General features: G+C 67.2%; 21 protein-coding genes. 15 read left to right on the plus strand and 6 right to left on the minus strand.

Translation table 11 applies throughout. The features are described from left to right. Positions 1 to 77: 77 nt before the first annotated feature. The 14 genes from ACSFCA_RS32435 (at position 78) to ACSFCA_RS32500 (ending at position 11292) form a co-directional block, all read left to right on the plus strand. On the plus strand, positions 78 to 998 hold the full coding sequence (locus tag ACSFCA_RS32435) for a 2-hydroxyacid dehydrogenase (protein WP_435462367.1): 921 nt from the start codon (positions 78 to 80) through the stop codon (positions 996 to 998). Between the two features lie 102 nt (positions 999 to 1100). Further along, positions 1101 to 1850, plus strand: coding sequence for an IclR family transcriptional regulator (locus ACSFCA_RS32440; RefSeq protein ID WP_435462366.1), 750 nt, complete (start codon positions 1101 to 1103; stop codon positions 1848 to 1850). Beyond that, on the plus strand, positions 1847 to 2242 hold the full coding sequence (locus tag ACSFCA_RS32445) for a cupin domain-containing protein (RefSeq protein ID WP_307615952.1): 396 nt from the start codon (positions 1847 to 1849) through the stop codon (positions 2240 to 2242). Before ACSFCA_RS32440 ends, ACSFCA_RS32445 begins: the two co-directional genes overlap by 4 nt. A 28-nt stretch (positions 2243 to 2270) precedes the next feature. Beyond that, positions 2271 to 3287, plus strand: a complete 1017-nt coding sequence (locus ACSFCA_RS32450; RefSeq protein WP_435462365.1) for a Bug family tripartite tricarboxylate transporter substrate binding protein — start codon at positions 2271 to 2273, stop codon at positions 3285 to 3287. Next, positions 3284 to 4513: a CaiB/BaiF CoA transferase family protein gene (locus tag ACSFCA_RS32455; RefSeq protein ID WP_435462364.1), complete on the plus strand. Its 1230-nt coding sequence runs from the start codon at positions 3284 to 3286 to the stop codon at positions 4511 to 4513. The genes ACSFCA_RS32450 and ACSFCA_RS32455 overlap by 4 nt, the downstream gene beginning before the upstream one ends. Further along, positions 4510 to 5679: an acyl-CoA dehydrogenase family protein gene (locus ACSFCA_RS32460; RefSeq protein WP_435462363.1), complete on the plus strand. Its 1170-nt coding sequence runs from the start codon at positions 4510 to 4512 to the stop codon at positions 5677 to 5679. The genes ACSFCA_RS32455 and ACSFCA_RS32460 overlap by 4 nt, the downstream gene beginning before the upstream one ends. Positions 5680 to 5695: 16 nt before the next feature. Then, a complete protein-coding gene (locus tag ACSFCA_RS32465; protein ID WP_435462362.1) occupies positions 5696 to 5989 on the plus strand; it encodes an acylphosphatase in 294 nt (97 codons plus the stop codon). 135 nt (positions 5990 to 6124) lie between these two features. Continuing rightward, a complete protein-coding gene (locus tag ACSFCA_RS32470) occupies positions 6125 to 7045 on the plus strand; it encodes a hydroxymethylglutaryl-CoA lyase (RefSeq protein WP_435462361.1) in 921 nt (306 codons plus the stop codon). Between the two features lie 3 nt (positions 7046 to 7048). Next, positions 7049 to 7687, plus strand: coding sequence for a homoserine/homoserine lactone efflux protein (gene rhtB, locus ACSFCA_RS32475; protein ID WP_435462360.1), 639 nt, complete (start codon positions 7049 to 7051; stop codon positions 7685 to 7687). 65 nt (positions 7688 to 7752) lie between these two features. After that, entirely contained in the window at positions 7753 to 8241 is a 489-nt protein-coding gene (locus ACSFCA_RS32480; RefSeq protein ID WP_093056785.1) for a YbaK/EbsC family protein, read from the plus strand. After that, the gene (locus tag ACSFCA_RS32485) at positions 8238 to 8504 is read left to right on the plus strand and encodes a DUF1289 domain-containing protein (RefSeq protein WP_435462359.1); all 267 of its coding nucleotides are present in this window, start codon (positions 8238 to 8240) and stop codon (positions 8502 to 8504) included. Before ACSFCA_RS32480 ends, ACSFCA_RS32485 begins: the two co-directional genes overlap by 4 nt. Further along, positions 8501 to 9157, plus strand: a complete 657-nt coding sequence (locus ACSFCA_RS32490; RefSeq protein WP_435462358.1) for a 2-hydroxychromene-2-carboxylate isomerase — start codon at positions 8501 to 8503, stop codon at positions 9155 to 9157. The genes ACSFCA_RS32485 and ACSFCA_RS32490 overlap by 4 nt, the downstream gene beginning before the upstream one ends. A 172-nt stretch (positions 9158 to 9329) precedes the next feature. Continuing rightward, entirely contained in the window at positions 9330 to 11024 is a 1695-nt protein-coding gene (locus tag ACSFCA_RS32495) for an MFS transporter (RefSeq protein WP_258352775.1), read from the plus strand. Positions 11025 to 11142: 118 nt separating this feature from the next. Next, a complete protein-coding gene (locus tag ACSFCA_RS32500) occupies positions 11143 to 11292 on the plus strand; it encodes a hypothetical protein (protein ID WP_019656389.1) in 150 nt (49 codons plus the stop codon). 9 nt (positions 11293 to 11301) lie between these two features. On the opposite strand, the gene ACSFCA_RS32505 is transcribed toward ACSFCA_RS32500, so the two are convergent. Continuing rightward, positions 11302 to 12414 (minus strand): ABC transporter substrate-binding protein, encoded by a 1113-nt coding sequence (locus tag ACSFCA_RS32505; protein ID WP_258352776.1) that lies wholly within the window; start codon positions 12412 to 12414, stop codon positions 11302 to 11304. A gap of 188 nt (positions 12415 to 12602) precedes the next feature. Continuing rightward, complete coding sequence (locus ACSFCA_RS32510; RefSeq protein WP_435462357.1) at positions 12603 to 13721, minus strand: ABC transporter substrate-binding protein; 1119 nt, start codon at positions 13719 to 13721, stop codon at positions 12603 to 12605. A gap of 186 nt (positions 13722 to 13907) precedes the next feature. On the opposite strand from ACSFCA_RS32510, the gene uvrA reads away from it, so the two are divergent. After that, complete coding sequence (gene uvrA, locus ACSFCA_RS32515) at positions 13908 to 19658, plus strand: excinuclease ABC subunit UvrA (protein WP_435462356.1); 5751 nt, start codon at positions 13908 to 13910, stop codon at positions 19656 to 19658. A gap of 42 nt (positions 19659 to 19700) precedes the next feature. Here the strand turns inward: uvrA and ACSFCA_RS32520 are convergent, their stop codons facing one another. From ACSFCA_RS32520 to ACSFCA_RS32535, 4 genes are read right to left on the minus strand one after another with little or no spacing between them, the layout of a single operon-like run. Continuing rightward, complete coding sequence (locus ACSFCA_RS32520) at positions 19701 to 21179, minus strand: NAD-dependent succinate-semialdehyde dehydrogenase (RefSeq protein WP_426390525.1); 1479 nt, start codon at positions 21177 to 21179, stop codon at positions 19701 to 19703. Positions 21180 to 21229: 50 nt separating this feature from the next. Next, on the minus strand, positions 21230 to 22186 hold the full coding sequence (gene speB, locus ACSFCA_RS32525) for an agmatinase (protein WP_435462355.1): 957 nt from the start codon (positions 22184 to 22186) through the stop codon (positions 21230 to 21232). A gap of 14 nt (positions 22187 to 22200) precedes the next feature. Continuing rightward, positions 22201 to 23019: an ABC transporter permease gene (locus tag ACSFCA_RS32530; protein ID WP_435462354.1), complete on the minus strand. Its 819-nt coding sequence runs from the start codon at positions 23017 to 23019 to the stop codon at positions 22201 to 22203. Positions 23020 to 23041: 22 nt separating this feature from the next. Beyond that, positions 23042 to 24298, minus strand: a complete 1257-nt coding sequence (locus tag ACSFCA_RS32535) for an ABC transporter permease (RefSeq protein WP_426390524.1) — start codon at positions 24296 to 24298, stop codon at positions 23042 to 23044. Positions 24299 to 24308: the final 10 nt, after the last annotated feature.

Consider the following 24308-nt stretch of genomic DNA (forward strand, 5'->3'; position numbering starts at 1 on the left):
TGAGCGTTCGAGGATAGGAGATGGCCAGTGCCCGCACAAGCCGAGGGCGACGCGGGCGCGACCTAAGATGCGTCCCCATGCGAATCACCGTCTACCTCACCGACAACCGCCCAGACCCCTGGATCGAAGGCCTGAAGGCCGAACTCCCCGACGCCGTCATCGAAGCCTGGAAGCCCGGCGCGCCGCAAGCCGACCATGCCGTGGTCTGGGCGCCGCCGCAGGAATTTCTCGACGAGCAGCCCAAGCTGCGCGGCATCTTCAACATCGGCGCGGGCGTCGACGCGCTGCTCAAGCTCAAGGTGCCGGCGCACACGCGCATCGTGCGGCTCGACGACGCGGGCATGTCGGTGCAGATGGCCGAGTACGTCTGCCACACGCTCATTCGCCACTTCCGCGAGTTCGACGCCTACGAGGCCGATGCGCGCGAAGGCAAGTGGAGCTACCGCAAGCCGAAGCTTCGGCGCGACTTTCCGGTCGGCATCATGGGCCTGGGCGTGCTCGGCGAGCGCGTGGCCAAGGCCGTGGCGCAGTTCGAGTTTCCGGTGCTGGGCTGGAGCCGTTCGCCAAAGGAGATCGACGGCGTGCGCGTGTTCAGCGGCGAGGCGCAGTTCGACGAGTTCCTGTCGTCCACGCGCGTGCTGGTCAACCTGCTGCCGCTGACCGAGGCGACGCGCGGCATTCTCAACCGCGACACGCTGGGCAAGCTGCGGCCCGAGGGCTATCTCATCAGCATCGCGCGCGGCGGCCATCTGGTCGAAGACGACCTCATCCCGATGCTCGACGCGGGCCAGCTCGCGGGCGCGACGCTCGACGTGTTCCAGGTCGAGCCGCTGCCGGCCGACCATGCCTTCTGGCGCCACCCGAAGATCACCGTGACGCCGCACGGCTCGGCGCGCACGCTGCGCGAGGAGTCCATCACCCAGATCGCCGGAAAGATCCGCGCGATGGAGCAGGGCCTGCCGGTTGCCGGCGTGGTCGATCCGGCGCGCGGCTACTGACGGCACAAGCCACGTCGGGCCCGCCGAAATAGGGTGCGGGCGGGGGGTGCGGGCAGGGGAAACCCCGAAGCGCAAGTTTTTCACAAGTATGAAAATAATTTCATGACTGTGAAAACTGCGTTTCGGGTGATCGAGATCGTCGAGCTCTTCGCTCGCGAGAAACAGCCGCTGGCGCTGTCAGAAATGGCGCGCCTGCTCGACATGCCGGTGTCGAGCTGCCTGGGCCTGATCCGCACGCTCGAAGAGCAGGGCTACATGTACGAAACCGGCCGCCGCCAGGGCTACTACCCGACGGGCCGGCTGCTTGCGATGGCGCAGGTCATCGCCGCCCACGACCCGGTGCTCGACCGGGTGAAGGCCACGCTCGAGGAACTGCGCGACGCGGCGCGCGAGACGGTGGTCTTTGCCAAGTTCCGCGATGCGGGCCTGGTGGTCTACCTGGAGGTGCTGAGCGCGCCGCAGAGCATTCGCTACACGGCCGAGTCGGGCGAAACGCGCCCGGCCTACGCCAATTCGCTGGGCCGCGCGCTGCTGTCAACGCTCGACGCCGAAGCGCGCCGCAAGCTGCTGGGCGGCATGACGCTCGCGCCGCTAACCGAGGCCACGCTCACCACCGCCGACGCCATCGAGGCCGAGCTGCAGCGCTCCGCCGCGCGCGGCTGGTACGGCAACGTCGGCGAAAGCATTCCCGACCTGATCGGCCTCGCATGGCCGTTGCGCATCGGCGGCGAGGCCTATGCCATCTCGGTTGCAGGTCCGCGCTATCGCATGGAGGCGCGCATCGAGGAAATTGCCGCAATGCTGCGCTCGGCCTGCCTCGCCATCGAACCCAAGACAGAAAGCCCCCGATGACTGCAACGACCGCTGCCCCACGCTACTTCGTCCGTGAGGACGAGATCGCCGGCTACCACCCCGCCAACCACACCGGCACGCTGAACAAGCGCCTGATCGGCCCCGAGACCGTGGGCGCGAAGCAGCTCGAAGTGCTGGTCGGCCACATCCAGAAGGGCAAGGGCGCGCTGCCGCATGCGCACCCGGGCATCGAGCAGGTCTGCTACATGCTCGAAGGCCGCGCGGTCGCCGAGGTGGGCGGCCAGCGGCAGGAGCTGCATCCCGGCGACAGCTGCTTTTTCCCGGCCGACGCGATGCACACCTTCACGGTGGTGAGCGACGAGCCGGTGCGCGTGCTGGTGATCTACAGCCCGCCGTACGAGGAATCGCCGGAGCGCGTGATCCGGCCCTGAACCGACACAACAACCGGAGACAAACCACATGCAGACGACGAAGAACGCGACAGGTCAAACGGTCGCGGTGGCGAACCGCCGCCGTTTCATTTCCATCGGCGCGGCCGCGGGGCTTGCCGGCACCGCGCCATGGGCCTTCGCGCAGGACGGCTACCCGAAGCAGCCGATCAGGCTCGTCGTGCCCTTTGCGGCCGGCAGCGGCACCGATGCGGTGGCGCGCATCACCGGGCAGATGCTCGGCGAGGCGCTCAAGGCTTCGGTCATCGTCGACAACAAGGCCGGCGCCAACGGCGTGATCGCGGCCGAGTTTGTCGCCAAGGCACCGCCCGACGGCTACACGCTGTTCATGACGACCAACACCACGCACTCGGCCAACCCGAGCCTGATGAAGTCGCTGCCCTACGACCCGGTGAAAGACTTCGCGCCCGTCAGCCGCGTGGGCAACCTGCCGTTCATGCTGGTGGTCAACAACGACCTGCCCGTCAAAAGCGTGGCCGAGCTGCTGGCCTGGGGCCGCACGCACCCCGGCAAGCTGACCTATGCGAGCGGCAACAGCACCGGCATCGTGAGCGGCGCCACGCTGTCGCGAATGAGCGGCGTGCCGATGCTGCACGTGCCGTACAAGAGCACGCCACCGGCCATTGCCGACCTGATCGGCGGTCAGGTGTCGATGATGGTGGTCGACCTCGCCGCGGGCCTTGCCACGGTGAAGGCCGGCAAGATGCGCGCGATTGCCGTCACCACGCAGGAGCGCACCAAGCTCTTTCCCGAACTGCCGCCGCTGGCCGACACGCCGGAGCTGAAAGGCTTCGACATCACCTCGTGGAACGGCGTGTTCGCGCCGGCCGGCACGCCGCGCGACATCGTGCTGAAGCTCAACAAGGCGCTGTCCGAGATGGCGAACGGCGCGGCCTTCCGCGAGCGCGTGGCGAAGCTGGGCTTCGATGCCTTCGGCAGCACGCCGGAAGAACTGGGCGCGTTCACCGTGTCGGAGCTTGCGAAGTGGAAGAAGCTGATCCAGGCTGCGGGGATTCAGCCCGAATGAGTGCGACCGGACCTCTGGAAGGCATCCGCATCCTCGACCTCACGGCCGTGGTGATGGGCCCGTATGCGACGCAGACGCTTGGCGACCTCGGCGCCGACATCATCAAGGTCGAGCCGCCCGGCGGCGACAACCTGCGCGCCGTCGGCCCGATGCGCCACCCGGGCATGGGCGCGATGGCGATGCACCTCAACCGCAACAAGCGCTCCATCGTGCTCGACCTCAAGCAGCCCGAGGGGCGCGAGGCTTGCTTGAAGCTGGCCGCGGGGTGCGATGCGCTGATCTACAACACGCGGCCGCAGGCGATGGCACGGCTCGGGCTGGGCTACGAAGCCGTGGCTGCGGTGAACCCGAAGATCGTGTACCTCGGCGCCTTTGGCTACGGCGAGCAGGGGCCCTATGCCGGAAAGCCCGCCTACGACGACCTGATTCAGGGCGCAGCGGGTGTCGCCTCGCTGTTCGCGCAGCAAAGCGGCGGCGCGCCGCGCTACGCACCCGTCACGCTGGCCGACCGCGCCGTCGGCTTGCAGGCCGCCATCGCATTGCTCGCCGCAGTGCTGCATGCGCAGCGCACCGGCAAGGGCCAGGCCGTCGAAGTGCCCATGTTCGAAGCCCTGTCGCAATTCGTCATGGGCGACCACCTCGGTGGCCACAGCTTCGAGCCGCCGCTCGGCCCCACTGGCTATGCGCGCCTGCTCGCACCGCATCGCAAGCCCTACGCCACGGCCGACGGCTACCTCAGCGTGCTCATCTACAACGACAAGCACTGGCAGGCCTTCTTCGACGTGATCGGCCGGCCCGAGCTGCGCAGCTCGCCGATATTCGGCACGCACACGGCGCGCGCCGCGAACATCGGCGCGGTCTATGCCTTCGTGGCCGAGGTGATGGCCACGCGCGGCAGCGACGAATGGTTTGCCGCACTGAGCGCCGCCGACATTCCCGTCGCGCGCCTGCACAGCACCGACAGCCTGCTCGATGACCCGCACCTGCGCGCCGTCGGTTTCTATCCCGAGTTCGACCATCCCACGGAGGGCCGCATCCGCACCCTCGCGCCGGTCGGCTGCTACAGCGCCACGCCCACCGCCATCCGCCGCCCCACGCCGCGCATCGGCGAGCAGAGCGTGGAGCTGCTGCGCGAAGCGGGCTACGGCGATGAAGCCATCGAACGCATGCTCGAAAGCGGCGTCACGCTGCAACCGGGCCCATTGAAGAAAGACAGCGAAGAATGAATTTCTCCCTGAACGAAGACCAGCGCTCGCTGGTCGCGGCCATCGAACGCCTTTGCGAAGACTTCTCCGCCGACTACTGGCGCGACCACGACGACCGTGCCGTGTTCCCGCACGAGTTCCACCGCGCCGTGGCCGACAGCGGCTGGCTCGGCATCGCCATGCCTGAGGCGCAGGGCGGCGCGGGGCTCGGCATTACGGAAGCGGCGCTGATGATGCGCGCCATCAGCGCATCGGGCGCGGGCATGTCGGGCGCGTCGTCGGTGCACATGAACATCTTCGGGCTCAACCCGGTGGTGGTGTTCGGCAGCGAGGAACAGCGCCAGCGCTTCCTGCCGCCGCTGATCGCTGGCAAAGAGAAAGCCTGCTTCGCCGTGACCGAACCCGATGCGGGGCTCGACACCACCAGCCTCAAGACGCAGGCGGTGCGCCAGCCGAACGGCAGCTACCTGCTGCACGGCCGCAAGATCTGGATATCGACCGCGCAGGTGGCCGACCGCATGCTGATCCTCACGCGCACCACGCCGCTCGACCAGGTGAAGAAGCCCACGCAGGGCCTCACGCTGTTCTACACGCCGCTGGACCGCAGCAAGGTCGAGGTGCGCGAGATCCACAAGCTGGGCCGCGCGGCGGTGGACTCGAACATGCTCTTCATCGACGGGCTCGAAGTGCCCGAGGCCGACCGCATCGGCGAGGAAGGGCGGGGCTTCGAATACATCCTGCACGGCCTCAACCCCGAGCGCATATTGATCGCGGCGGAAGCCATCGGCATCGGCCGCGCTGCGCTGCGCATCGCCTCGCAGTACGCGCAGGAGCGTGTCGTGTTCGGCCGGCCCATCGGTCAGAACCAGGGCGTGGCGCATCCGCTGGCGCGTGCGTGGGCCAACCTGGAAGCGGCAGATCTGATGATGCTCAAGGCCGCCACGCTGTACGACGCGGGCGAGCCCTGCGGCATCGAAGCCAACGCCGCCAAGTACCTTGCGGCAGAAGCGGCGCACGACGCCTGCCAGAACGCCGTGCTCACGCTGGGCGGCATGGGCTATGCGAAGGAATATCACGTTGAGCGCCTGCTGCGCGAGAGCTACATTCCGCGCATTGCACCCGTGAGCCCGCAGATGATCCTGAACTTCATCGCCGAGAAGGCGCTAGGGCTGCCCAAGTCTTACTGATCCGCACCACCACGCCATGAACAACGACGCCACCGTCGCCCGCCATCTCGTCATTCGTGGCCGCGTGCAGGGAGTGGGCTACCGCTGGTCGATGGTGCAGGCCGCGAAGCGGCTCGGCGTGCGTGGCTGGGTGCGCAACCGGCGTGACGGCAGCGTGGAGGCGCTTGCAGCCGGCGGGGCTGTCGCGGTGGAAGAGTTGATCCGCTGGGCGCACCAGGGGCCGGACGGCGCGCGCGTGGATGCGGTCGAGGCGACCGATGCCGCGACCACGGACGGCCCCGACGACTTTGAGCAGCGCGAAACCGTCTAGCGCCCGACTGGCATCATTTGCAACCCCACAGGCGCGCATTGCTACCTTCCGCGACTTGTGTACCGAGCAGGGCATTTCCATGTGTCGGACAATCGACGGCGGTTTCTCATCCTCCCGAGACACAAGAGACATCCCATGAAACTCCCCACCAAAGTCGAGATCGTCGACGTCGGCCCGCGCGACGGCCTGCAGAACGAAAAGCAGCCGGTCTCCGCCGAAATCAAGATCGGCCTCGTGCACCGCCTGCAGGACGCAGGGCTCAAGGAGATCGAGGTCACCAGCTTCGTCAGCCCCAAGTGGGTGCCGCAGATGGCCGACAACGCCGAGGTGATGCACGGCATCAAGCGCAAGCCCGGCGTGCGCTATTCGGTGCTCACGCCCAACATGAAGGGCTTCGAGGCCGCCATCGCCGCGCCGCGCGAAGAGTGGCCCGATGAGATCGTGGTGTTCGGCGCCGCGAGCGAGGCCTTCAGCCAGAAGAACATCAACTGCTCCATTGCCGAGAGCATCGAGCGCTTCGCACCCGTGGTGGCCGCGGCGCGCGAAAAGGGCATCTACGTGCGCGGCGCGATGTCGTGCACGGTCGGTTGCCCCTATGAAGGCGAGATTGCGCCGGCCAAGGTCGCATACCTCGCGCAACTGATGAAGGGCATTGGCGTGCAGCGCGTGGACGTGGCCGACACCATCGGCGTGGGCACGCCGCGCAAGGTGCAAGCGGCGATGGAGGCCACGCTGGCGCACTTCGACGTCGACGCCATTTCAGGCCACTTTCACGACACCTACGGGCAGGCGCTGGTCAACACGCTGGCGGCGCTCGAGATGGGCGTGTGGAACTTCCAGTCGTCCTCGGCCGGCCTGGGCGGCTGCCCGTACGCCAAAGGCGCGACCGGCAACGTGGCGACCGAAGACGTGGTCTACATGCTGCACGGCATGGGCATCGAGACCGGCATCGACCTCGACAGGCTGATCGACGCGGGCGTGTACATCAGCGAGGCGCTGGGCCGCGAGCCGAACTCGCGTGCCTCGAAGGCCATCCGTACCAAGCGGGCGGGTTGAAGCATGGATCTGCAAGTCTGGCTCGCATTCCTGGTGGCGAGTTGCGTCATCGCCGTGTCGCCCGGTTCGGGCGCGGTGCTCAGCATGAGCCATGGGCTCAGCTACGGCGTGCGGCGCACCACGGCGACCATCGTCGGGCTCCAGCTGGGGCTCGCCGTGATCCTGCTGGTGGCCGGGCTCGGCGTGGGCGCGGTGCTCACCGCCTCGGCCACCGCGTTTACGGTCATCAAGGTGGTCGGCGCTTGCTACCTTCTGTGGCTGGGCTGGCGCCAGTGGCGCGCGCCTGTTGCGAAGATCGACGGCAACGCGCAGGAGGCGGCTTCCGAGCCCGACCTCACGGCGCCGCAGCGCGTGCTGCGCGGCTTCCTGACCAACGTGACCAACCCCAAGGGCATCGTCTTCATGGCGGCCGTGCTGCCGCAGTTCATCCAGCCGACGCGACCGTTGTGGCTGCAACTGCTGGTGCTGCTGGCCACGACGGTGGTGGTCGACGTGACCGTGATGCACGGTTACGCCTGGCTGGCCGCGCGGCTGCAGGGCGTGCTTCGCAGCGTGCGCGCCCGGCGTGCGCAGAACCGCGTCTTCGGCGGCGTGCTGATGGCGATGGGCGCATTCCTGTTTGCGTTCAAGCGCAGCGCGTAGCCGCTGCGGACCCGTTTCCCCATTCCCCCGGCACCACGGTGCCTGATAGATTCGAATCCATGTCCATGTGCGGCTCTGAACTCCACTCCCTCCCCGAAGGTGTCCAGCGCGTCTCCCGCGTGCTGCAGGACGCCGGCCATCCCCATTCGCCACGCATGCTCGACGACGCCTGCCGTACCGCGCAGCAGGCGGCCGACGCGCTCGGCATCTCTGTCGGTCAGATCGCCAAGAGCATCATCTTCCGCCGCAAGAGCGACGAAGTGGCGGTGCTGGTCATCACCTCAGGCGACAAGCGCGTGGACGAGAAGAAGGTCGATGCGCTGGTCGGCAAGACCGGCCGTGCGGATGCCGACTTCGTGAAGGCGCGCACCGGCTTCACCATCGGCGGCGTCTCGCCCGTGGGGCATGTGACCAAGCCCGTGGTGCTGATCGACCGCGAGCTGTTCCGCTTCGAGGAAATCTGGGCGGCCGCGGGCCATCCGCATGCGGTGTTCCAACTGCGCCCGCATGATCTCGAAAAACTCACCGGCGCGCCGGTGGCGGACGTGGTGTGAATTTCGACGAGGCCGAAACGCTTGCCGAACGCGCCGTGGCCGTGCAGGACATGGTGGAAGACGTGCCCTCGCCGTGCTCGTCGGTGTGCCGCATGGACCGCCTGAGCGGCTTCTGCGAAGGCTGCCTGCGCACCATTCCCGAGATCGCGGGCTGGAGCAAGATGGAAGACGAAACGCGGCGCCACGTCTGGCGAGCGATAGAGTTGCGGGCCAAGGCCGGCATCTGGCGGGCTCCAGCCGATACAGGAGACAGGCACGCATGAAGCACATCGACTTCTATCTCGACTTCATCTCGCCCTACGCGCACCTCGCGTTCGAGCACCTGCCCGAGGCGCTCGAAGGCCTGAGCTACAGCGTGGCCTACAAGCCGGTCCTGCTGGGCGCGCTGCTCAAGCAGCACGGGCAACTCGGCCCGGCGGAGATTCCGTCGAAGCGCAGCTGGACGTATCGCCATGTGCTCTGGCTGGGCCATGCGAATGGCATCGAGATCGAGATGCCTGCCTCGCACCCTTACAACCCGCTGCCGCACCTGCGGCTCGCCGTGTCCACGAGCGATGACGGCAGCATCAGCCGCCTCGTGGCAGAGACCGTCTTCCGTCACGTGTGGCGCGGCGGTGAAGATGCGGGCGACGCCACGCGCCTCGCCGCGCTCACCGCGCAATTGAAGCCGAAGCGCGAAGCGAACAGCGACGAGAGCAAGGCTCTGCTCAAGCGCAACACCGACGAGGCCCTGCAGCTCGGCGTGTTCGGCACGCCGGCCTATGTGGTCGACGGCCGCCTGTTCTGGGGCTTCGACGGCCTGCAGATGCTGCACGCCTACCTGGCGGGCGACGCATGGTTCGACGGCCCGCAATGGACGTCTGCGGACCAGCGCCCATCCCTGCTGCACAGCAGCAAGAACCAGGCACCTAGGTAAAACCCGGTAAGGGCCGAATTTCTTACAGGCTGAAACGCGCTGCGCGGGTTTCACCCTAATCCGTAAGCGTCGGTTCAGTTTCGCGCAAGGCTCGGGTCAGTCGCGCCTCCAAGAATGCCTCACGGTCCCGAATGCCGGGAACCGCAACGAACGCATACACAGGAGATGACCAATGGCAGCCACACTAGATTCGAGGGGAGTGCCGCATCCGGCCCCCCGGCCCATGTCAGCGGAGGAGAAGAAAGTCATCTTCGCCTCCTCGCTCGGCACCGTGTTCGAGTGGTACGACTTCTACCTCTACGGTTCGCTGGCCGCGATCATCGCCAAGCAGTTCTTCAGTGGCCTGGATGCGGGCGCGGCCTTCATCTTCGCGCTGCTGGCGTTCGCCGCTGGCTTCCTGGTGCGTCCGTTCGGCGCCATCGTGTTCGGCCGCCTGGGCGACATGATCGGGCGCAAGTACACCTTCCTGGTCACGATCCTGATCATGGGCCTGTCGACCTTCATCGTCGGCCTGCTGCCCAGCTACGCGACCATCGGCGTTGCGGCGCCGGTGATCCTGATCGCGCTGCGCATGCTGCAGGGCCTGGCGCTCGGCGGTGAATACGGCGGTGCCGCCACCTACGTGGCCGAGCACTCGCCGCACGGCAAGCGCGGCGCCTACACCTCGTGGATCCAGACCACGGCAACGCTCGGCCTGTTCCTGAGCCTGCTGGTGATCCTGGGCGTGCGCGAATGGTTCGGCGAAGCGGTGTTCAACGACTGGGGCTGGCGCATTCCGTTCCTGGTGTCGATCCTGCTGCTGGGCATCTCGGTGTGGATCCGCCTGTCGCTGAGTGAATCGCCAGCCTTCCAGAAGATGAAGGCCGAGGGCAAGACCTCGAAGGCGCCGCTGTCCGAGTCGTTCGGCGAGTGGAAGAACCTGAAGATCGTGATCCTGGCGCTGGTTGGCCTTACGGCGGGCCAGGCGGTGGTCTGGTATTCGGGCCAGTTCTACGCGCTCTTCTTTCTGACTGCGCAGCTGAAGGTCGATGCGACCACGGCCAACCTGATGATTGCCGCCGCGCTGCTGCTGGGCACGCCCTTCTTCGTGATCTTCGGAACGCTGTCGGACAAGATCGGCCGCAAGCCGATCATCATGGCCGGCTGCCTGCTGGCCGTGGTCACCTACTTCCCGGTCTTCAAGATGCTGACTGAAGCCGCCAACCCCGACCTGGCCCGCGCACAGGCCACGGCCGCCGTCACGGTGACGGCCGACCCGGCGACCTGCTCGTTCCAGGGCAATCCGGTGGCCCGCGAGATCGACTTCCGCAGCTCGTGCGACATCGCCAAGCGCTACCTCGTGCAGAACTCGGTGAGCTATGAGAACGTGGCCGGCGCGCCGGGTTCGAAGGCCATCGTGAAGATCGGCGACAAGTCGGTCGAGGCGCCCGTCGGCAACGTCGCGAACTCCAAGTTCGACGAAAACTCCGCCAAGGAAATCGCTGCCTTCAAGAAGGGCGTGGCCGAAGACCTGAAGGTTGCAGGCTACCCAGCCAAGGCCGACCCCGCCAAGATCAACAAGGTGATGACCATCGTGTTGCTGTTCTGGCTGGTGCTGCTGGTGACGATGGTCTACGGCCCGATCGCGGCGATGCTGGTCGAGTTGTTCCCCACGCGCATCCGCTACACCTCGATGAGCCTGCCGTACCACATCGGCAACGGCTGGTTCGGCGGCCTGCTGCCGACCACGGCCTTCGCCATCGTGGCCTCCACCGGCAACATGTACAACGGGCTTTGGTATCCGATCATCATTGCCGGCATCACGCTGGTGGTGGGCACGATCTTCATCCGCGAAACCAAGAACGTGGACATCTACGCGAACGACTGAGCGTCGCTCGCACAGGAGGGCGCCATGCCCTCCGTTCAACAAAGAGGCTTCATGCCAACCGCATGAGGCCTTTTTCTTGAACCCTCGAATCAATCAACCTCGTCAGGAGACAACACCCATGTGGAAACTCGTCGTCGGCTTCGTCATCTTTGCCGCCATTGCTCTGTACGTGATCTCCAAGGCCGGCGACAAGGTCGACATGTCGGGCGAGAAGCACGGTGGCGATACCACCACGCACGAGCCTGCGCCCGCCGCTGCGCCCAAGTAAGGCGCCGCCTTATCTTTTGAATTTGCCGTCGCTGACGATCGACAGGTCTACGAAGTCGATGCCCGTGTGGTCCGTCGGCGAATAGCTCACGTCGAGCCCGCCGCCCACGTCGTACTGGAAGTTGTTGAGCGTGGCGATGAGCTTTGCGCGCGTGGGCTTCGGGCCCGTGCGGCGCAGCGCCTCCACCATCACCTTGGTGGCGACGAAGCCTTCGAGCAGCGCCGGCGACAGGTCGTTCTGGCCCTTGGCCTTGGCCAGCGCCAGCGCTTCCTTGATGAGCGGGTGGCCGAAGGAGCGCTCGTAGGGCAGCACCTGCGTGATGATCACGCCGGCACTCGCCGAGCCCAGTTCCTTGATGAAGCCCGAGGCCGCGTTGTTCGACAGCGTGATGATCTGCGCCGCCGAGCCCGCGGCGCGCAGCGCCTTGATGCCGTCGGTCACGGCAGTGCCCGAGCCGATCCACAGCACCGCCTGCGCGTTGGCCTTGGTCAGTTGCGGAACGATTGCCGCGAAGTCGGGCTTGTTGCGGTCGGCCAGCGCGATCACGGCCGGCTTCAGGTTCGCTTTCTCGAAGCCCTTGTTCGCGCCTTCCATTGCGTCCTTGCCGAAGGAGTCGTCGGCCTGCACCACGGCAATGCGCTGGATGCCGGTGGTCTGCAGATGCTGCACGGCCTTCTCGGCCTCGCGCTGGTAGGTCGAGCGCACGTTGAAGATGTTCTTCTGCAGCGGCTTGTGCAGCGCCATCGCGCCGGTCGAAGGGCCGACCAGCGCCACGCCGTACTTGTCGAGCAGCGGAATCACCGCGAGCGTGTTGGGCGTGCCGCGGTTGAGCAGCAGCGCGACGACCTTTTTGTCTTCGATGAGCACGCGCGTGTTCTCCAGCGAGCGCTTGGCGTCGAGGCCGTCGTCCATGCGGATCACCTCGATCTGCTCGCCGTTGATGCCGCCCTGGGCGTTGACCTGGTCGATGACCAGTTGCGAGCCCATGATGGTTTCCTTGACGCTGGCCGCCACCGGGCCTGAAAGGTCGGCCGACTGGCCGATCAGGATCTGGGCCGTTGCGCCCTGGGCTGCCATGGTCAGGAGCAGCGCCACGGCGCAGGACGTGAACGTCTTTTTCATCGAGCAAAGCCTTTCCACGAAGCGGAGTGCTTCTGTCAGCAGGTGTGTAATGTGTTGCTGAACGTCACTTGCCGCCAGTTCGCGGAAACCCTGTCAGAACAAGGTTTGCAGAACGCCCAAAGCCAACGGCCCGCCGGTTGTGTCGGCGGGCCGTTGGTTCGAGGAATGGCGTTATCGAGGGGCGGGGCTCAGCGCTTGAAGCGCCCGTCGCTGATGATCGACAGGTCCGCGAAGTCGATGCCGCTGTGGTCCTGCGGCGAATAGCTCACCTCCAGCCCGCCGCCCAGGTCGTAGCCCTTGAGGCTCTCGAGCGCGGCGACCATCTTCGCGCGAGTGGGCTTGGGCCCCGCGCGGCGCAGCGCCTCCACCAGCACCTTGGCCGAGGCAAAGCCTTCGAGCATGGCCGGCGACAGCTCCGCCTGGCCCTTGGCCTGTGCGAGTGCCAGGGCTTCCTTCACCATCGGCTGGCCGAGCGAGCGCTCGTTCGGGAACACCTGCGTCACGATCACGCCCTTGCTCGCGTCGCCCAGCTGCTTGATGAAGCCCGACGAGGCGTTGTTCGACAGCGTGACCACCTGCGCCGCCGAGCCGCTCGCGCGCAGCGCCTTGATGCCGTCGACCACGGCAACGCCCGAGCCGATCCACACCACGGCCTGCGCATCGGCGTCCTTGATGGCCGGCACGATGACCTTGTAGTCGGGCTTGTCGCGGTCGGCCGGAATGGTCACGACCGGCTTGGCCTTGCCCTTGGCGAAGCCGGTCATCGCGCCTTCGAGCGCGTCCGTGCCGAACGAATCGGTCACGTGCACCACCGCGATCCGCGTGAGGCCGATGGTCAGCAGGTGCTGCACCGCCTTCTCGGCCTCGCGCTGGTAGGTGGCGCGCACGTTGAACACGTGCTTTTGCAGCGGCTTGTGCAGCACCATCGCGCCGGTGGAGGGGCCGATGAGCGCCACGTCGTACTTGTCCAGCCACGGGATGATGGCCTGCGAGTGCGGCGTGCCGCGGCTCATGAACAGCGCCAGCACCTTCTTGTCCTCGATCAGCACGCGCGCGTTCTCGCTGGCGCGCTTCACGTCGAAGCCGTCGTCCATGCGCAGTATTTCGATCTTCTCGCCGTGGATGCCGCCCTGGGTGTTGACCGAGTCGATCAGCAGTTGCGCGCCGCCGATGGTCTCGTTCACGCTCGCGGCCACCGAGCCGGTCACGCCGGTGGTCTGGCCGATCAGGATCTGGGCCGATGCGCCCACGGCGCTGAAGGCCAGGAGGGCGGCGGCGCAAAGCATGCGCGTCGTCGTCTTCGTCATGGAAATCTTTCGAGGGAATGGGGGAAGCGGTTTGTGAGAAGGTGAAAACAAATGTCCTATTTGTTTCTGAAAGTATCGTGAATTCCATTCGGACAAACCCCTGCGCAGCCACCGACCTTGTGACGTAGTGCGCAAATCCGTCATTGCGCACTCCCTAGAATGTTTGCCCCACCCCCCAAGGCACTCATGACACAGGGCTCCATCCGGATTCGCGGCGCGCGCCAGCACAACCTCCAGAACCTCGACCTCGACATCCGCACCGGCGAGATGACGGTGGTCACCGGGCCCAGCGGCTCGGGCAAGTCCAGCCTCGTTTTCGACACCCTCTACGCCGAAGGCCAGCGGCGCTACGTGGAGACCTTCTCCGCCTACGCCCGCCAGTTCCTGGACCGCATGGACAAGCCGGCCGTCGACAAGGTGGAGGGCGTGCCGCCCGCCATCGCCATCGACCAGACCAACCCGGTGCGCTCCTCGCGCTCCACGGTCGGCACGATGACCGAGCTGAACGACCACCTGAAGCTGCTCTTCGCGCGCGCGGCCAACCTGTTCGACCGCGAAACCGCGCTGCCGGTGCGCCACGATTCGCCCGACAGCATCTACGCGCAGATCGTCGAGCGCGCGGCCGCGGCGGGCGATCCGCGCCTGGTGGTCACCTTCCCGGTCGAGCTGCCCGCGAGCACCACGGCCGAAGAAGTCACGCAGTGGCTGTCTGCCAGCGGCTTCACCCGCGTGCAGGCCGAGCGCGAGGTGGCCACGCCCACCGGTCCGCGCAAGGTGCTCGACGTGGTGGCCGACCGCTTTCGCGCATCGAGCGCCGAGCGCTCGCGCGTGGTCGAGGCCATCGAAGTGGCGCTCAAGCGCGGCAGCGGGCGCGTCACCGTGCACGCCACTGGCGCCGAGGAAAACGCTCCTACCGACGTCTGGAAGTTCTCCACCGGCCTGCACTGCCCCGAGAGCGACATCCGCTACGCCGACCCGATCCCGTCGATGTTCTCGTTCAACTCGGCCGTGGGTGCCTGCGAAACCTGCCGCGGCTTCGGCCGCGTGATCGGCGTCGACCTGGGCCTGGTGATTCCGAACGACAAGCTCACGCTGCGCGCCGGCGCCATCAAGACCATCCAGACGCCCGCCTGGAAAGAAGCGCAGGACGACCTCATGCGCCATGCCGAAACCGCAGGCATCCCGCGCGACACCCCCTGGAACAAGCTCACCGACGAGCAGAAGCACTGGGTGATCGAAGGCACGCCCAACTACAAGGAAGGCAACTGGAACAAGCAGTGGTACGGCGTGCGGCGCTTCTTCGGCTATCTGGAGAGCAAGGCCTACAAGATGCACATCCGCGTGCTCTTGTCCAAATACCGCAGCTACACGCCGTGCCCCACCTGCAGCGGCGCGCGCCTGAAGCTCGACAGCCTGCTGTGGCGCATCGGCAGCAAGGAAGACGCAGACGCGGTGCTGCCGCCCGAAAAGCGCTTCATGCCCACCGGCGCCAAGTGGACGCGCGCGCAGCTTGAAGCCCTGCCGGGCTTGTGCCTGCACGACCTGATGCTGCTGCCCATCGAGCGGCTGCGCAGGCTCTTCGACCGCGTCGAGCACCACGGCAACGGCCACACGGTGAGCGAAGGCGAAACCCAGGCGCTGAAGCTGCTGTTCGAAGAAATCACCACGCGCCTGCGCTACCTGCACGACGTCGGCATCGGCTACCTCACGCTCGACCGCCAGAGCCGCACACTGAGCGGCGGCGAAGTGCAGCGCATCAACCTGACCACTGCGCTCGGCACCTCGCTGGTCAACACGCTGTTCGTGCTCGACGAGCCCAGCATCGGCCTGCACCCGCGCGACATGAACCGCATCACCGAGGCCATGCTGCGCCTGCGCGATGCCGGCAACACACTGGTGGTGGTCGAGCACGACCCGGCCGTGATGCTCGCCGCCGACCGCGTGATCGACATGGGCCCCGGCCCCGGCGCGCGCGGCGGGCAGATCGTGTTCGACGGCACTACTGACCAACTGCGCGATGCCGACACGCTCACCGGCCAGTACCTGGGCGGGCGCAAGAAGATCGGCATGGGCTTCAAGCGGCTCGTGAGCGAGAACACGCACCGGCTCATTCTCGAAGGCGTGCGCGAGCACAACCTGAAGAACATCGCGGTCGAGTTCCCGCTGGCGCGGCTGGTGTGCGTCACCGGCGTCAGCGGCTCGGGCAAGTCCACGCTGATCCAGGACGTGCTGGCGCCCGCGCTGATGCGCCACTTCGGCAAGGCCACCGAAACGCCCGGTGCGCACGACCGCATGCTTGGCGCCGACCACCTCGGTGACGTGGTGTTCGTCGACCAGTCGCCCATCGGCAAGACCGCGCGTTCCAACCCCGCGAGCTACGTGGGCGCGTGGGACGCCATCCGCGAAATCTTCGCCACCGCGGCGCTGTCGCGCCAGCGCGGCTACACCGCGAGCAAGTTCAGCTTCAACTCCGGCGACGGGCGCTGCCCGACCTGCGGCGGCTCGGGCTTCGAGCACGTCGAGATGCAGTTCCTGTCCGACGTGTACCTGCGCTGCCCCGATTGCGACGGCAAGCGCTACCGCCCCGAAATCCTCGAAGTGCGTGTGGAGCGCAAGGGCAAGAGCTACAACGTGGCCGACGTGCTCGACCTCACCGTGGCCGAAGCCGCCACCGTGTTCGAGGCCGATCGCGACGTGCTGCGCGTGCTGCAACCCATTTCTGACGTGGGCCTGGACTACGTCAAGCTCGGCCAGCCCGTGCCCACGCTGAGCGGCGGCGAGGCGCAGCGCCTGAAGCTCGCGGGCTTCCTGGCCGAGGCCGCCAAGAGCGCGACCTCGAGCAAGCAGTCGGTGGCGCGCAAGGGCACGCTCTTCCTGTTCGACGAGCCGACCACCGGCCTGCACTTCGACGACATCGCGCGGCTGATGCGCGCGCTGCGCAAGCTGCTCGACGCCGGGCATTCGCTGATCGTCATCGAGCACAACCTCGACGTGATCCGCGCGAGCGACTGGCTCATCGACCTCGGCCCCGAAGGCGGCGAGGGCGGCGGCCAGGTGGTGGCCGAAGGCACGCCGGAGCAGCTGCGCGAGAACCGCGCCTCGCTCACCGGCGCCGCGCTGGCCGACTATGAACTCGCCATCGGCCCCGACGCCTACAAGGTGGCCGAGCGCGCCGCGCGCCGCTACATCGCCAATGCGAAGACGGCGCCGGGCAGCAACGCGATCGAGATCGTCAACGCGCGCGAGCACAACCTGAAAAACCTCAGCGTCGACATTCCGCGCGGCAAGTTCAGCGTGGTGACCGGCGTGAGCGGCTCGGGCAAGTCGACGCTGGCCTTCGACATTCTTTTCAACGAAGGGCAGCGCCGGTATCTCGAATCGCTCAACGCCTATGCGCGCAGCATCGTGCAGCCGGCGGGCCGGCCCGAGGTGGACGCGGTGTACGGCATTCCGCCGACCGTGGCCATCGAGCAGCGCCTGTCGCGCGGCGGCCGCAAGAGCACGGTGGGCACCACCACCGAGGTGTGGCACTTCCTGCGGCTGCTGTACGTGAAGCTGGGCATCCAGCACTGCATTCACGACGGCGCGGCCGTGCAGCCGCAAACGCCCGACAGCATCGCAGCGCAGCTGATGCGCAACTTCAAGGGCCAGCACATAGGCCTGCTCGCACCGCTGGTGAGCAACCGCAAGGGCGTGTACACCGAGCTGGCCGACTGGGCGCGCCCGCGCGGCTTCACTCACCTGCGCGTGGACGGCGACTTCCTGCCAACCACCGGCTTCCCGCGCATCGACCGCTTCAAGGAGCACAGCATCGAACTGCCGGTGGCCAGCCTCGACGTGCTGCCTTCGAAAGAAACCGAGCTGCGCGAGGCGCTGACCAAGGCGCTCGAACACGGCAAGGGTGTGGTGCATGTGCTGAGCCAGCTCGACGGCCTGCGCGCCGCGATGATGGCGGGCGTGTCCGCCGCCGGCATCGGCCGCGTGAACGTGTTCTCCACGCTGCGCGCCTGCCCGGTGTGCAGCACCAGCTACGCCGAGCTCGACCCGCGCCTGTTCAGCTACAACAGCAAGCACGGCTGGTGCCCCGATTGCGTGGGCACGGGCGTCAAGCTCAGCAAGGACCAGCGCAAGGTGTTCGACGACTCCGTGCTGGCCGACGACAACAAGGGCCGCGAGCAGACCTTTGCCGAACCCGAGGTCGAGGACCTGGCCGACGTGGTCTGCCCGACCTGCGAAGGCACGCGCCTGAACGCCACGGCCCGCGCCGTGGGCTTCGGCACCGCGGCCGACGGCTCGGGCGGCATCGGCATCACCGAGCTGGCGCGCATGAGCGTGACCGAGGTGCGGCAGTGGTTCGAAGGGCTGTCGCTCACGGGCCGCGAAGCGGAGATCGCGCGCGACCTCGTGCCCGAGATCAAGAGCCGGCTCGAGTTCCTCGAAGAAGTGGGCCTGGGCTACCTCACGCTCGACCGTGGCGCGCCCACGCTTTCAGGCGGCGAAGCGCAGCGCATCCGCCTGGCAGCGCAGCTCGGCAGCAACCTGCAGGGCGTGTGCTACGTGCTCGACGAGCCGACCATCGGCTTGCACGCGCGCGACAACCAGATCCTGCTGGACGCGCTGCACAAGCTCGGCGACAAGGGCAACACGCTGGTGGTGGTGGAGCACGACGAAGACACCATCCGTCGCGCCGACCACATCATCGACATCGGCCCGAGCGCGGGCAAGCGAGGTGGCCGGCTGGTGGCCGAGGGCTCGGTGGCCGACATCCAGAACGCGGGCGATTCGCAGACCGGCCGCTACCTGCGCGATGCCATCAAGCACCCGCTGCAAGCGCGCCGCCTGGTGCCTTCGCCAAACCCCAAGGCCACGGACAACGGCGAATGGCTCACCGTGCACGGCGCCGACCTGCACAACCTGCAGGACGTGACGGCCACGCTGCCGCTGCACCGCCTCGTGGTGGTCACCGGCGTGAGCGGCTCGGGCAAATCGACGCTCGCGCGCGACGTGCTGCTGGCCAACGTGCACGGCATCGTGGTGCAGCGCATGACCAAGGCGGGCCGCGATGCGGACGCCGCGGGCAAGCGCCCGGCTTGGGCCGGCTGCAGCAAGGTCGAGGGCTACGAGACCATCGATCGCGTGCTCGAAGTCGACCAGACGCCCATCGGCAAGACGCCGCGCAGCTGCCCGGCCACTTACATCGGCTTCTGGGACACCATCCGCAAGCTGTTTGCCGACACGCTCGAAGCCAAGGCGCGCGGCTACGGCCCGGCGCGCTTCAGCTTCAATACCGGCGAAGGCCGCTGCCCCGGCTGCGACGGCGCGGGCGTGCGCACCATCGAGATGAGCTTCCTGCCCGACGTGAAGGTGCCCTGCGAGGTGTGCCACGGCGCGCGCTTCAACCCCGAGACGCTGGCCGTGAGCTGGCGCGGCAAGAGCATTGGCGACGTGCTGAAGATGGAAGTCGACGAGGCCGTCGAATTCTTTGCCAGCATGCCCAACATCAGCCATCCGCTGCAGTTGCTGAAGGACGTGGGGCTCGGCTACCTCACGCTGGGGCAGCCTTCGCCCACGCTGTCGGGCGGCGAGGCGCAGCGCATCAAGCTAGTGACCGAGCTGAGCAAGGTGCGCGACGACATCACTCGCCGCGGCCAGAAGGCGCCGCACACGCTGTACGTGCTCGACGAGCCGACCGTGGGCCTGCACATGGCCGACGTCGAGAAGCTGATCCACGTGCTGCACCGGCTGGTGAACGGCGGCCACAGCGTGGTGGTGATCGAGCACGACCTCGACCTGATCGCCGAGGCCGACTGGATCCTCGACCTCGGGCCCGAGGGTGGCAACGCAGGCGGGCGCATCGTCGCGGCGGCACCGCCGGAAGAAGTGGTGCGACTGGGCACGCACACCGGCGTGGCCTTGGCGCCGGTGCTGGCGCGATAGGTAGGGTAGGGCAGGGCGGGGCTTGCCCCCGCCTTCCTCCTCTTATTTCTGGATATCGCCCAGGCAGAGGTACTTGATCTCCACGTAGTCGTCCATGCCGTGGTGCGAGCCTTCGCGCCCCAGGCCCGACTGCTTCACGCCGCCGAAGGGCACGTGCTCGGTGGCGATCACGCCGGCGTTGATGCCGACCATGCCGTACTCCAGCGCTTCAGCAACGCGGAAGATCCGGCCCACGTCGCGTGTGTAGAAGTAGCTCGCGAGGCCGAACTCGGTGTTGTTTGCCGCGTCGATGCCGTCCTGTTCGGTCTTGAAACGGAACACGGGCGCGAAGGGGCCGAAGGTTTCTTCGCGTGCGCACAGCATGTCGGGCGTGGCTTCGGCAATCACGGTCGGCTCGAAGAACTGGCCCTGCATCCTGTGGCCGCCCGCCAGCACCTTGCCACCCTTGGCGATGGCATCGGCTACATGGCGCTGCACCTTGTCGATGGCCGCATCCTCGATCAGCGGGCCCTGCATCACGCCGTCCTCGAAGCCGTTGCCGACCTTGAGCGCCTTCACCTTGGCCGCGAACTTCTCGACGAAGGCGTCATAGATGCCTTCCTGCACATACAGCCGGTTCGCGCACACGCAGGTCTGGCCGGCGTTGCGGTACTTGCTCGCGATGGCGCCTTCGACAGCCGAATCCACATCCGCATCGTCGAACACCAGGAAGGGCGCGTTGCCGCCCAGCTCCAGCGACAGCTTCTTGACCGTCGGCGCGCACTGGCTCATCAGGATGCGGCCCACTTCGGTGGAGCCCGTGAAGCTCAGGTGGCGCACGACGTCGCTCTCGCACAGCTCCTTGCCGATCGCGATGCTGTTTTGGCTGTCGGCCGTGAGCACGTTGAGCACGCCCGCCGGAATGCCGGCCCGCACCGCCAGCTCCGCAGCGGCCAGGGCGGTCAGCGGCGTGAGTTCGGCCGGCTTGATGACCACCGTGCAGCCCGCGGCCAGCGCCGGCGCCACCTTGCGGGTGATCATGGCCAGCGGAAAATTCCACGGCGTGATCGCCGCGCACACGCCAATGGGCTGCTTCATCACCAGCAGGCGGCGGTTGTTGTCGAACTGCGGCAGCACCTCGCCGTTCACGCGCTTGGCTTCTTCCGCAAACCACTCGATGAAGCTCGCGCCGTAGGCAACCTCGCCCTTGGCCTCGGCAAAGGGCTTGCCTTGCTCGGCGGTCATCAGGCGGCCGAGGTCTTCGGTGTTGGCGATCAGCAGGTCGAACCACTTGCGCAGCACGATGCTGCGTTCCTTGCCGGTCTTGCCACGCCAGGCGGCGAGCGCCTTGTTGGCGGCGGCGATGGCGTGCGCAGCGTCCGTACGCGTGAGGTTGGCCACGTCGACCAGCTTCCGGCCGGTAGCCGGGTCGTTCACGTCGAAGCGGCTGGCGCCCGCAATCCATTCGCCCGCGATCAGCGCGTCGGTCTTGAGCAGGGTCGGGTCGTTCAGCAGCGCGAGGGGAGATGTCTTCGTGTCCATGGTGTCGTGTTGTCTCTGAAGAAATGAGTGGCCGGTGCAAGCACCCGGTGTCAGCGGAAAGGTACGCCGGGAAGCACGCAGAGCATTTCGTAAAGCAGATTGGCCCCGAGCAGCGCAGTGTTTCCGCTCGTGTCGTACGGCGGGCTGACCTCTACCAGGTCGGCGCCCACCACGTTCAGCCCGCGGCAGCCGCGCACGATCTCCAGCGCCTGCGGCACGGTGAGCCCACCGATCTCCGGCGTGCCGGTGCCACCGGCGAACGAGGGATCGATGCCGTCGATGTCGAAGCTGATGTACACCGGATGCGTCGGCCCGATGCGCTCGCGCACCTGCGCCATCAGCGGCGCCAGCGACTGATACCAGACCTCGTGCGCCTGCACCACGGTGAAACCCTGCTCGCGCGGCCAGTCGAAATCGTCCGCCGCATAGCCGGTGCCGCGCAGGCCGATCTGCCAGACCTTGTCGCAGGCCAGCAGGCCCTCTTCGACGGCGCGCCGGAACGGAGTGCCGTGCGCAATGCGTTCGCCGAACATGTCGTCGTTCACGTCCGCGTGCGCATCCACATGCACCAGCGCAACCGGGCCATGCCTGCGCGCCAATGCGCGCAGGATCGGCAGCGCGATGGTGTGGTCGCCGCCCAGCGTCAGCGGCGCGCAGCCGGCGGCCAGCACCGTGTCGTAGAAGTCCGAGATGATGTCGATCGATTTTTCGAGCGAATAGGTGTTGATCGGCACGTCGCCCAGATCGGCCACGTTCAGCTTGTCGAAAGGCGCTGCGCCGGTGGCCATGTTGTAGGGCCGCAGCAATGCCGACTCGGCGCGGATCTGGCGCGGCCCGAAGCGCGCACCCGGCCGGTTGGAAGTGCCGATGTCCAGCGGCACGCCGATGAACGCCGCGTCCAGCCCCTGCGCAGAAGTTGCCGAGGGCAGCCGCATCATCGTGCCGGGGCCGGCAAAGCGCGGCATCGTGTTGCCGCCCAGCGGCTGGTTCGGAGTTGTGGTGGGCATCGTGCTTCGTGGGTTCAGCGCCGCCGGCCGCGCAGCCATTCGAGCGCAAGCAGCAGCGTGGTGGTGAAGATGATCAGCAGCGTCGCCACGGCGGCGATGGTGGGCGAGATGTTCTCGCGGATGCCCGTGAACATCTGGCGCGGCAGCGTGACCTGGTCCGGCCCCGCGAGGAACAGCGTGACCACCACTTCGTCGAACGAAGTGGCAAAGGCAAACAGCGCGCCCGAGATCACGCCCGGCGCAATCACCGGCAGCGTGACGCGCATGAAGGTCCTGAACGGTGTCTCGCCCAGGCTCAGCGATGCGCGCACCAGGTTCTGGTTGAAGCCGGCCAGCGTGGCGAGCACCGTGGTCAGCACGAAGGGCGCGCCCAGCGCCGCATGCACCACGATCAGCCCGAAGTAGGTGTCGGCCAGACCGATGGGCGCGAAGTAGAGATACGTGGCAACGCCCACCACCACGATCGGCACCACCATCGGCGAGATCAGCACGCTCATGAGCAGGCCCTTGAAGGCGAAGCTCGTGCGCGACAACCCCACCGCCGCCAGCGTGCCCAGCACGGTGGCCAGCACCGTGGCGGCCGGCGCGACGATGAAGCTGTTGCGCGCCGCGCGTGCCCACTCGGGCGATTCGAAGAGGTTGCGATACCACCGCAGCGACCAGCCGGGAATCGGGTAGGCCAGGAACGAACTGTCGGAGAACGACAGCGGAATCACCACCAGGATCGGCGCCAGCAGAAAGGCCAGCACTGCGACGCAGCCGACGCGCACCAGCCACCAGCCGAGCTTGTCGGCGAAGGTGGCATAGGCCGGGAATTGGGGAAGCTTCAACATGCTTGTTCGTCTTTCGTGCGGCTCAGCCCAGGCTCAGCTCGGCCTTGCCGATGCGGCGGTACACGGCATACAGAATCAGCGTGGCGACGAGCAGCACGGAGCCCAGCGCGCATGCCATGCCCCAGTTGATTTCGACGTTGGTGTAGCGCGCGATGTAGTAGCTCAGCATCTGGTCGTCCGCGCCGCCGAGCAGCGCCGGCGTCACGTAGTAGCCGATGGCCAGGATGAAGACCAGCAGCGCGCCGGCGCCGATGCCCGGATAGGTCTGCGGCACGTACACGCGGAAGAAGGCCGCCAGCGGCGAGCTGCCCAGCGAGACGGCCGCGCGCAGGTAGGTGGGAGGCACGCTCTTCATGACGCTGTACAGCGGCAGGATCATGAAGGGCAGCAGGATGTGCACCATCGCGATGATCACGCCGGTGCGGTTGAACAGCAGCGCCAGCGGATGGTCGATCAGGCCGATGCCCATGAGGCCTCGGTTGACCAGCCCCTCGGACTGCAGCAGCACGATCCAGGCCGCCACGCGCACCAGGATGGAAGTCCAGAACGGCACCAGCACCAGGATCATCAGCACGTTGGCCTTGCGCGCGGGCAGCGTCGACAGCCACCACGCCAGCGGATAGGCCAGCAGCAGGCAGAAGAAGGTGACGACGGCGCTGATCTGGAAGGTGCGCAGCAGGATGCCGGCAAAGGCGCGTTGGTCGGCGGGCATGCGTTCGACCTCGCCGGCCACGTCGCGCCGCAGGTCGACCGAGGCGAGCAGGTAGTCGGGCGTCCAGCGCGAGCCGTTCTTGGCAATCGCCTGCCAGTACGGCGCCTCGCCCCAGCGCGGGTCGAGCTCCAGCATGCGCGCCTTGACCTCTTCCGGCGTGCCGGCGATCGGCAGCGCACGGAAGGTGCCCATCACCAGCGAGCGGGCACCGGCAATTTCGGTGTTGAGGCGGCGCGCCAGGGCGCCCGCGTCGGAGCTGTCGGGCAGCTGGCCGAGATCGGCTGCGATGGCTGCAAAGGCCGCTGGCGCGGGCGCCTCCTTGCGGTTCCAGCCGTCGAGCGCGCGCACGGTGCGCGGCAGCGCGTTGGCCACTTCGGGGTTTTCTACCGCGCGCTGCAGCAGCGCCACGATGGGCACCAGCAGCGTCAGCAGCAGAAACACCAGCAGCGGCACCGTGAGCGCAAACGCGCGCCACTTGCGGCGGGCTTCGGCGCGCGCCAGCGCACGCCGCAGTTCGCCGGGCGGCGCTTCTGCTGGAACCAGGGGAACAGACGTTGCCGCGTGCATGGCCTTTTTC

Source organism: Variovorax multivorans (assembly GCF_051216835.1).
GTDB lineage: Bacteria > Pseudomonadota > Gammaproteobacteria > Burkholderiales > Burkholderiaceae_C > Variovorax.

What these genes read in the sequence shown, in the direction of transcription:
- ACSFCA_RS32435 (WP_435462367.1), top strand. Translation starts at nt 78, where the DNA reads ATGCGAATCACCGTCTACCTCACCGACAACCGCCCAGACCCCTGGATC.
- ACSFCA_RS32440 (WP_435462366.1), top strand. Translation starts at nt 1,101, where the DNA reads ATGACTGTGAAAACTGCGTTTCGGGTGATCGAGATCGTCGAGCTCTTC.
- ACSFCA_RS32445 (WP_307615952.1), top strand. Translation starts at nt 1,847, where the DNA reads ATGACTGCAACGACCGCTGCCCCACGCTACTTCGTCCGTGAGGACGAG.
- ACSFCA_RS32450 (WP_435462365.1), top strand. Translation starts at nt 2,271, where the DNA reads ATGCAGACGACGAAGAACGCGACAGGTCAAACGGTCGCGGTGGCGAAC.
- ACSFCA_RS32455 (WP_435462364.1), top strand. Translation starts at nt 3,284, where the DNA reads ATGAGTGCGACCGGACCTCTGGAAGGCATCCGCATCCTCGACCTCACG.
- ACSFCA_RS32460 (WP_435462363.1), top strand. Translation starts at nt 4,510, where the DNA reads ATGAATTTCTCCCTGAACGAAGACCAGCGCTCGCTGGTCGCGGCCATC.
- ACSFCA_RS32465 (WP_435462362.1), top strand. Translation starts at nt 5,696, where the DNA reads ATGAACAACGACGCCACCGTCGCCCGCCATCTCGTCATTCGTGGCCGC.
- ACSFCA_RS32470 (WP_435462361.1), top strand. Translation starts at nt 6,125, where the DNA reads ATGAAACTCCCCACCAAAGTCGAGATCGTCGACGTCGGCCCGCGCGAC.
- rhtB (WP_435462360.1), top strand. Translation starts at nt 7,049, where the DNA reads ATGGATCTGCAAGTCTGGCTCGCATTCCTGGTGGCGAGTTGCGTCATC.
- ACSFCA_RS32480 (WP_093056785.1), top strand. Translation starts at nt 7,753, where the DNA reads ATGTGCGGCTCTGAACTCCACTCCCTCCCCGAAGGTGTCCAGCGCGTC.
- ACSFCA_RS32490 (WP_435462358.1), top strand. Translation starts at nt 8,501, where the DNA reads ATGAAGCACATCGACTTCTATCTCGACTTCATCTCGCCCTACGCGCAC.
- ACSFCA_RS32495 (WP_258352775.1), top strand. Translation starts at nt 9,330, where the DNA reads ATGGCAGCCACACTAGATTCGAGGGGAGTGCCGCATCCGGCCCCCCGG.
- ACSFCA_RS32500 (WP_019656389.1), top strand. Translation starts at nt 11,143, where the DNA reads ATGTGGAAACTCGTCGTCGGCTTCGTCATCTTTGCCGCCATTGCTCTG.
- ACSFCA_RS32505 (WP_258352776.1), bottom strand. Translation starts at nt 12,414, where the DNA reads ATGAAAAAGACGTTCACGTCCTGCGCCGTGGCGCTGCTCCTGACCATG.
- ACSFCA_RS32510 (WP_435462357.1), bottom strand. Translation starts at nt 13,721, where the DNA reads ATGACGAAGACGACGACGCGCATGCTTTGCGCCGCCGCCCTCCTGGCC.
- uvrA (WP_435462356.1), top strand. Translation starts at nt 13,908, where the DNA reads ATGACACAGGGCTCCATCCGGATTCGCGGCGCGCGCCAGCACAACCTC.
- ACSFCA_RS32520 (WP_426390525.1), bottom strand. Translation starts at nt 21,179, where the DNA reads ATGGACACGAAGACATCTCCCCTCGCGCTGCTGAACGACCCGACCCTG.
- speB (WP_435462355.1), bottom strand. Translation starts at nt 22,186, where the DNA reads ATGCCCACCACAACTCCGAACCAGCCGCTGGGCGGCAACACGATGCCG.
- ACSFCA_RS32530 (WP_435462354.1), bottom strand. Translation starts at nt 23,019, where the DNA reads ATGTTGAAGCTTCCCCAATTCCCGGCCTATGCCACCTTCGCCGACAAG.
- ACSFCA_RS32535 (WP_426390524.1), bottom strand. Translation starts at nt 24,298, where the DNA reads ATGCACGCGGCAACGTCTGTTCCCCTGGTTCCAGCAGAAGCGCCGCCC.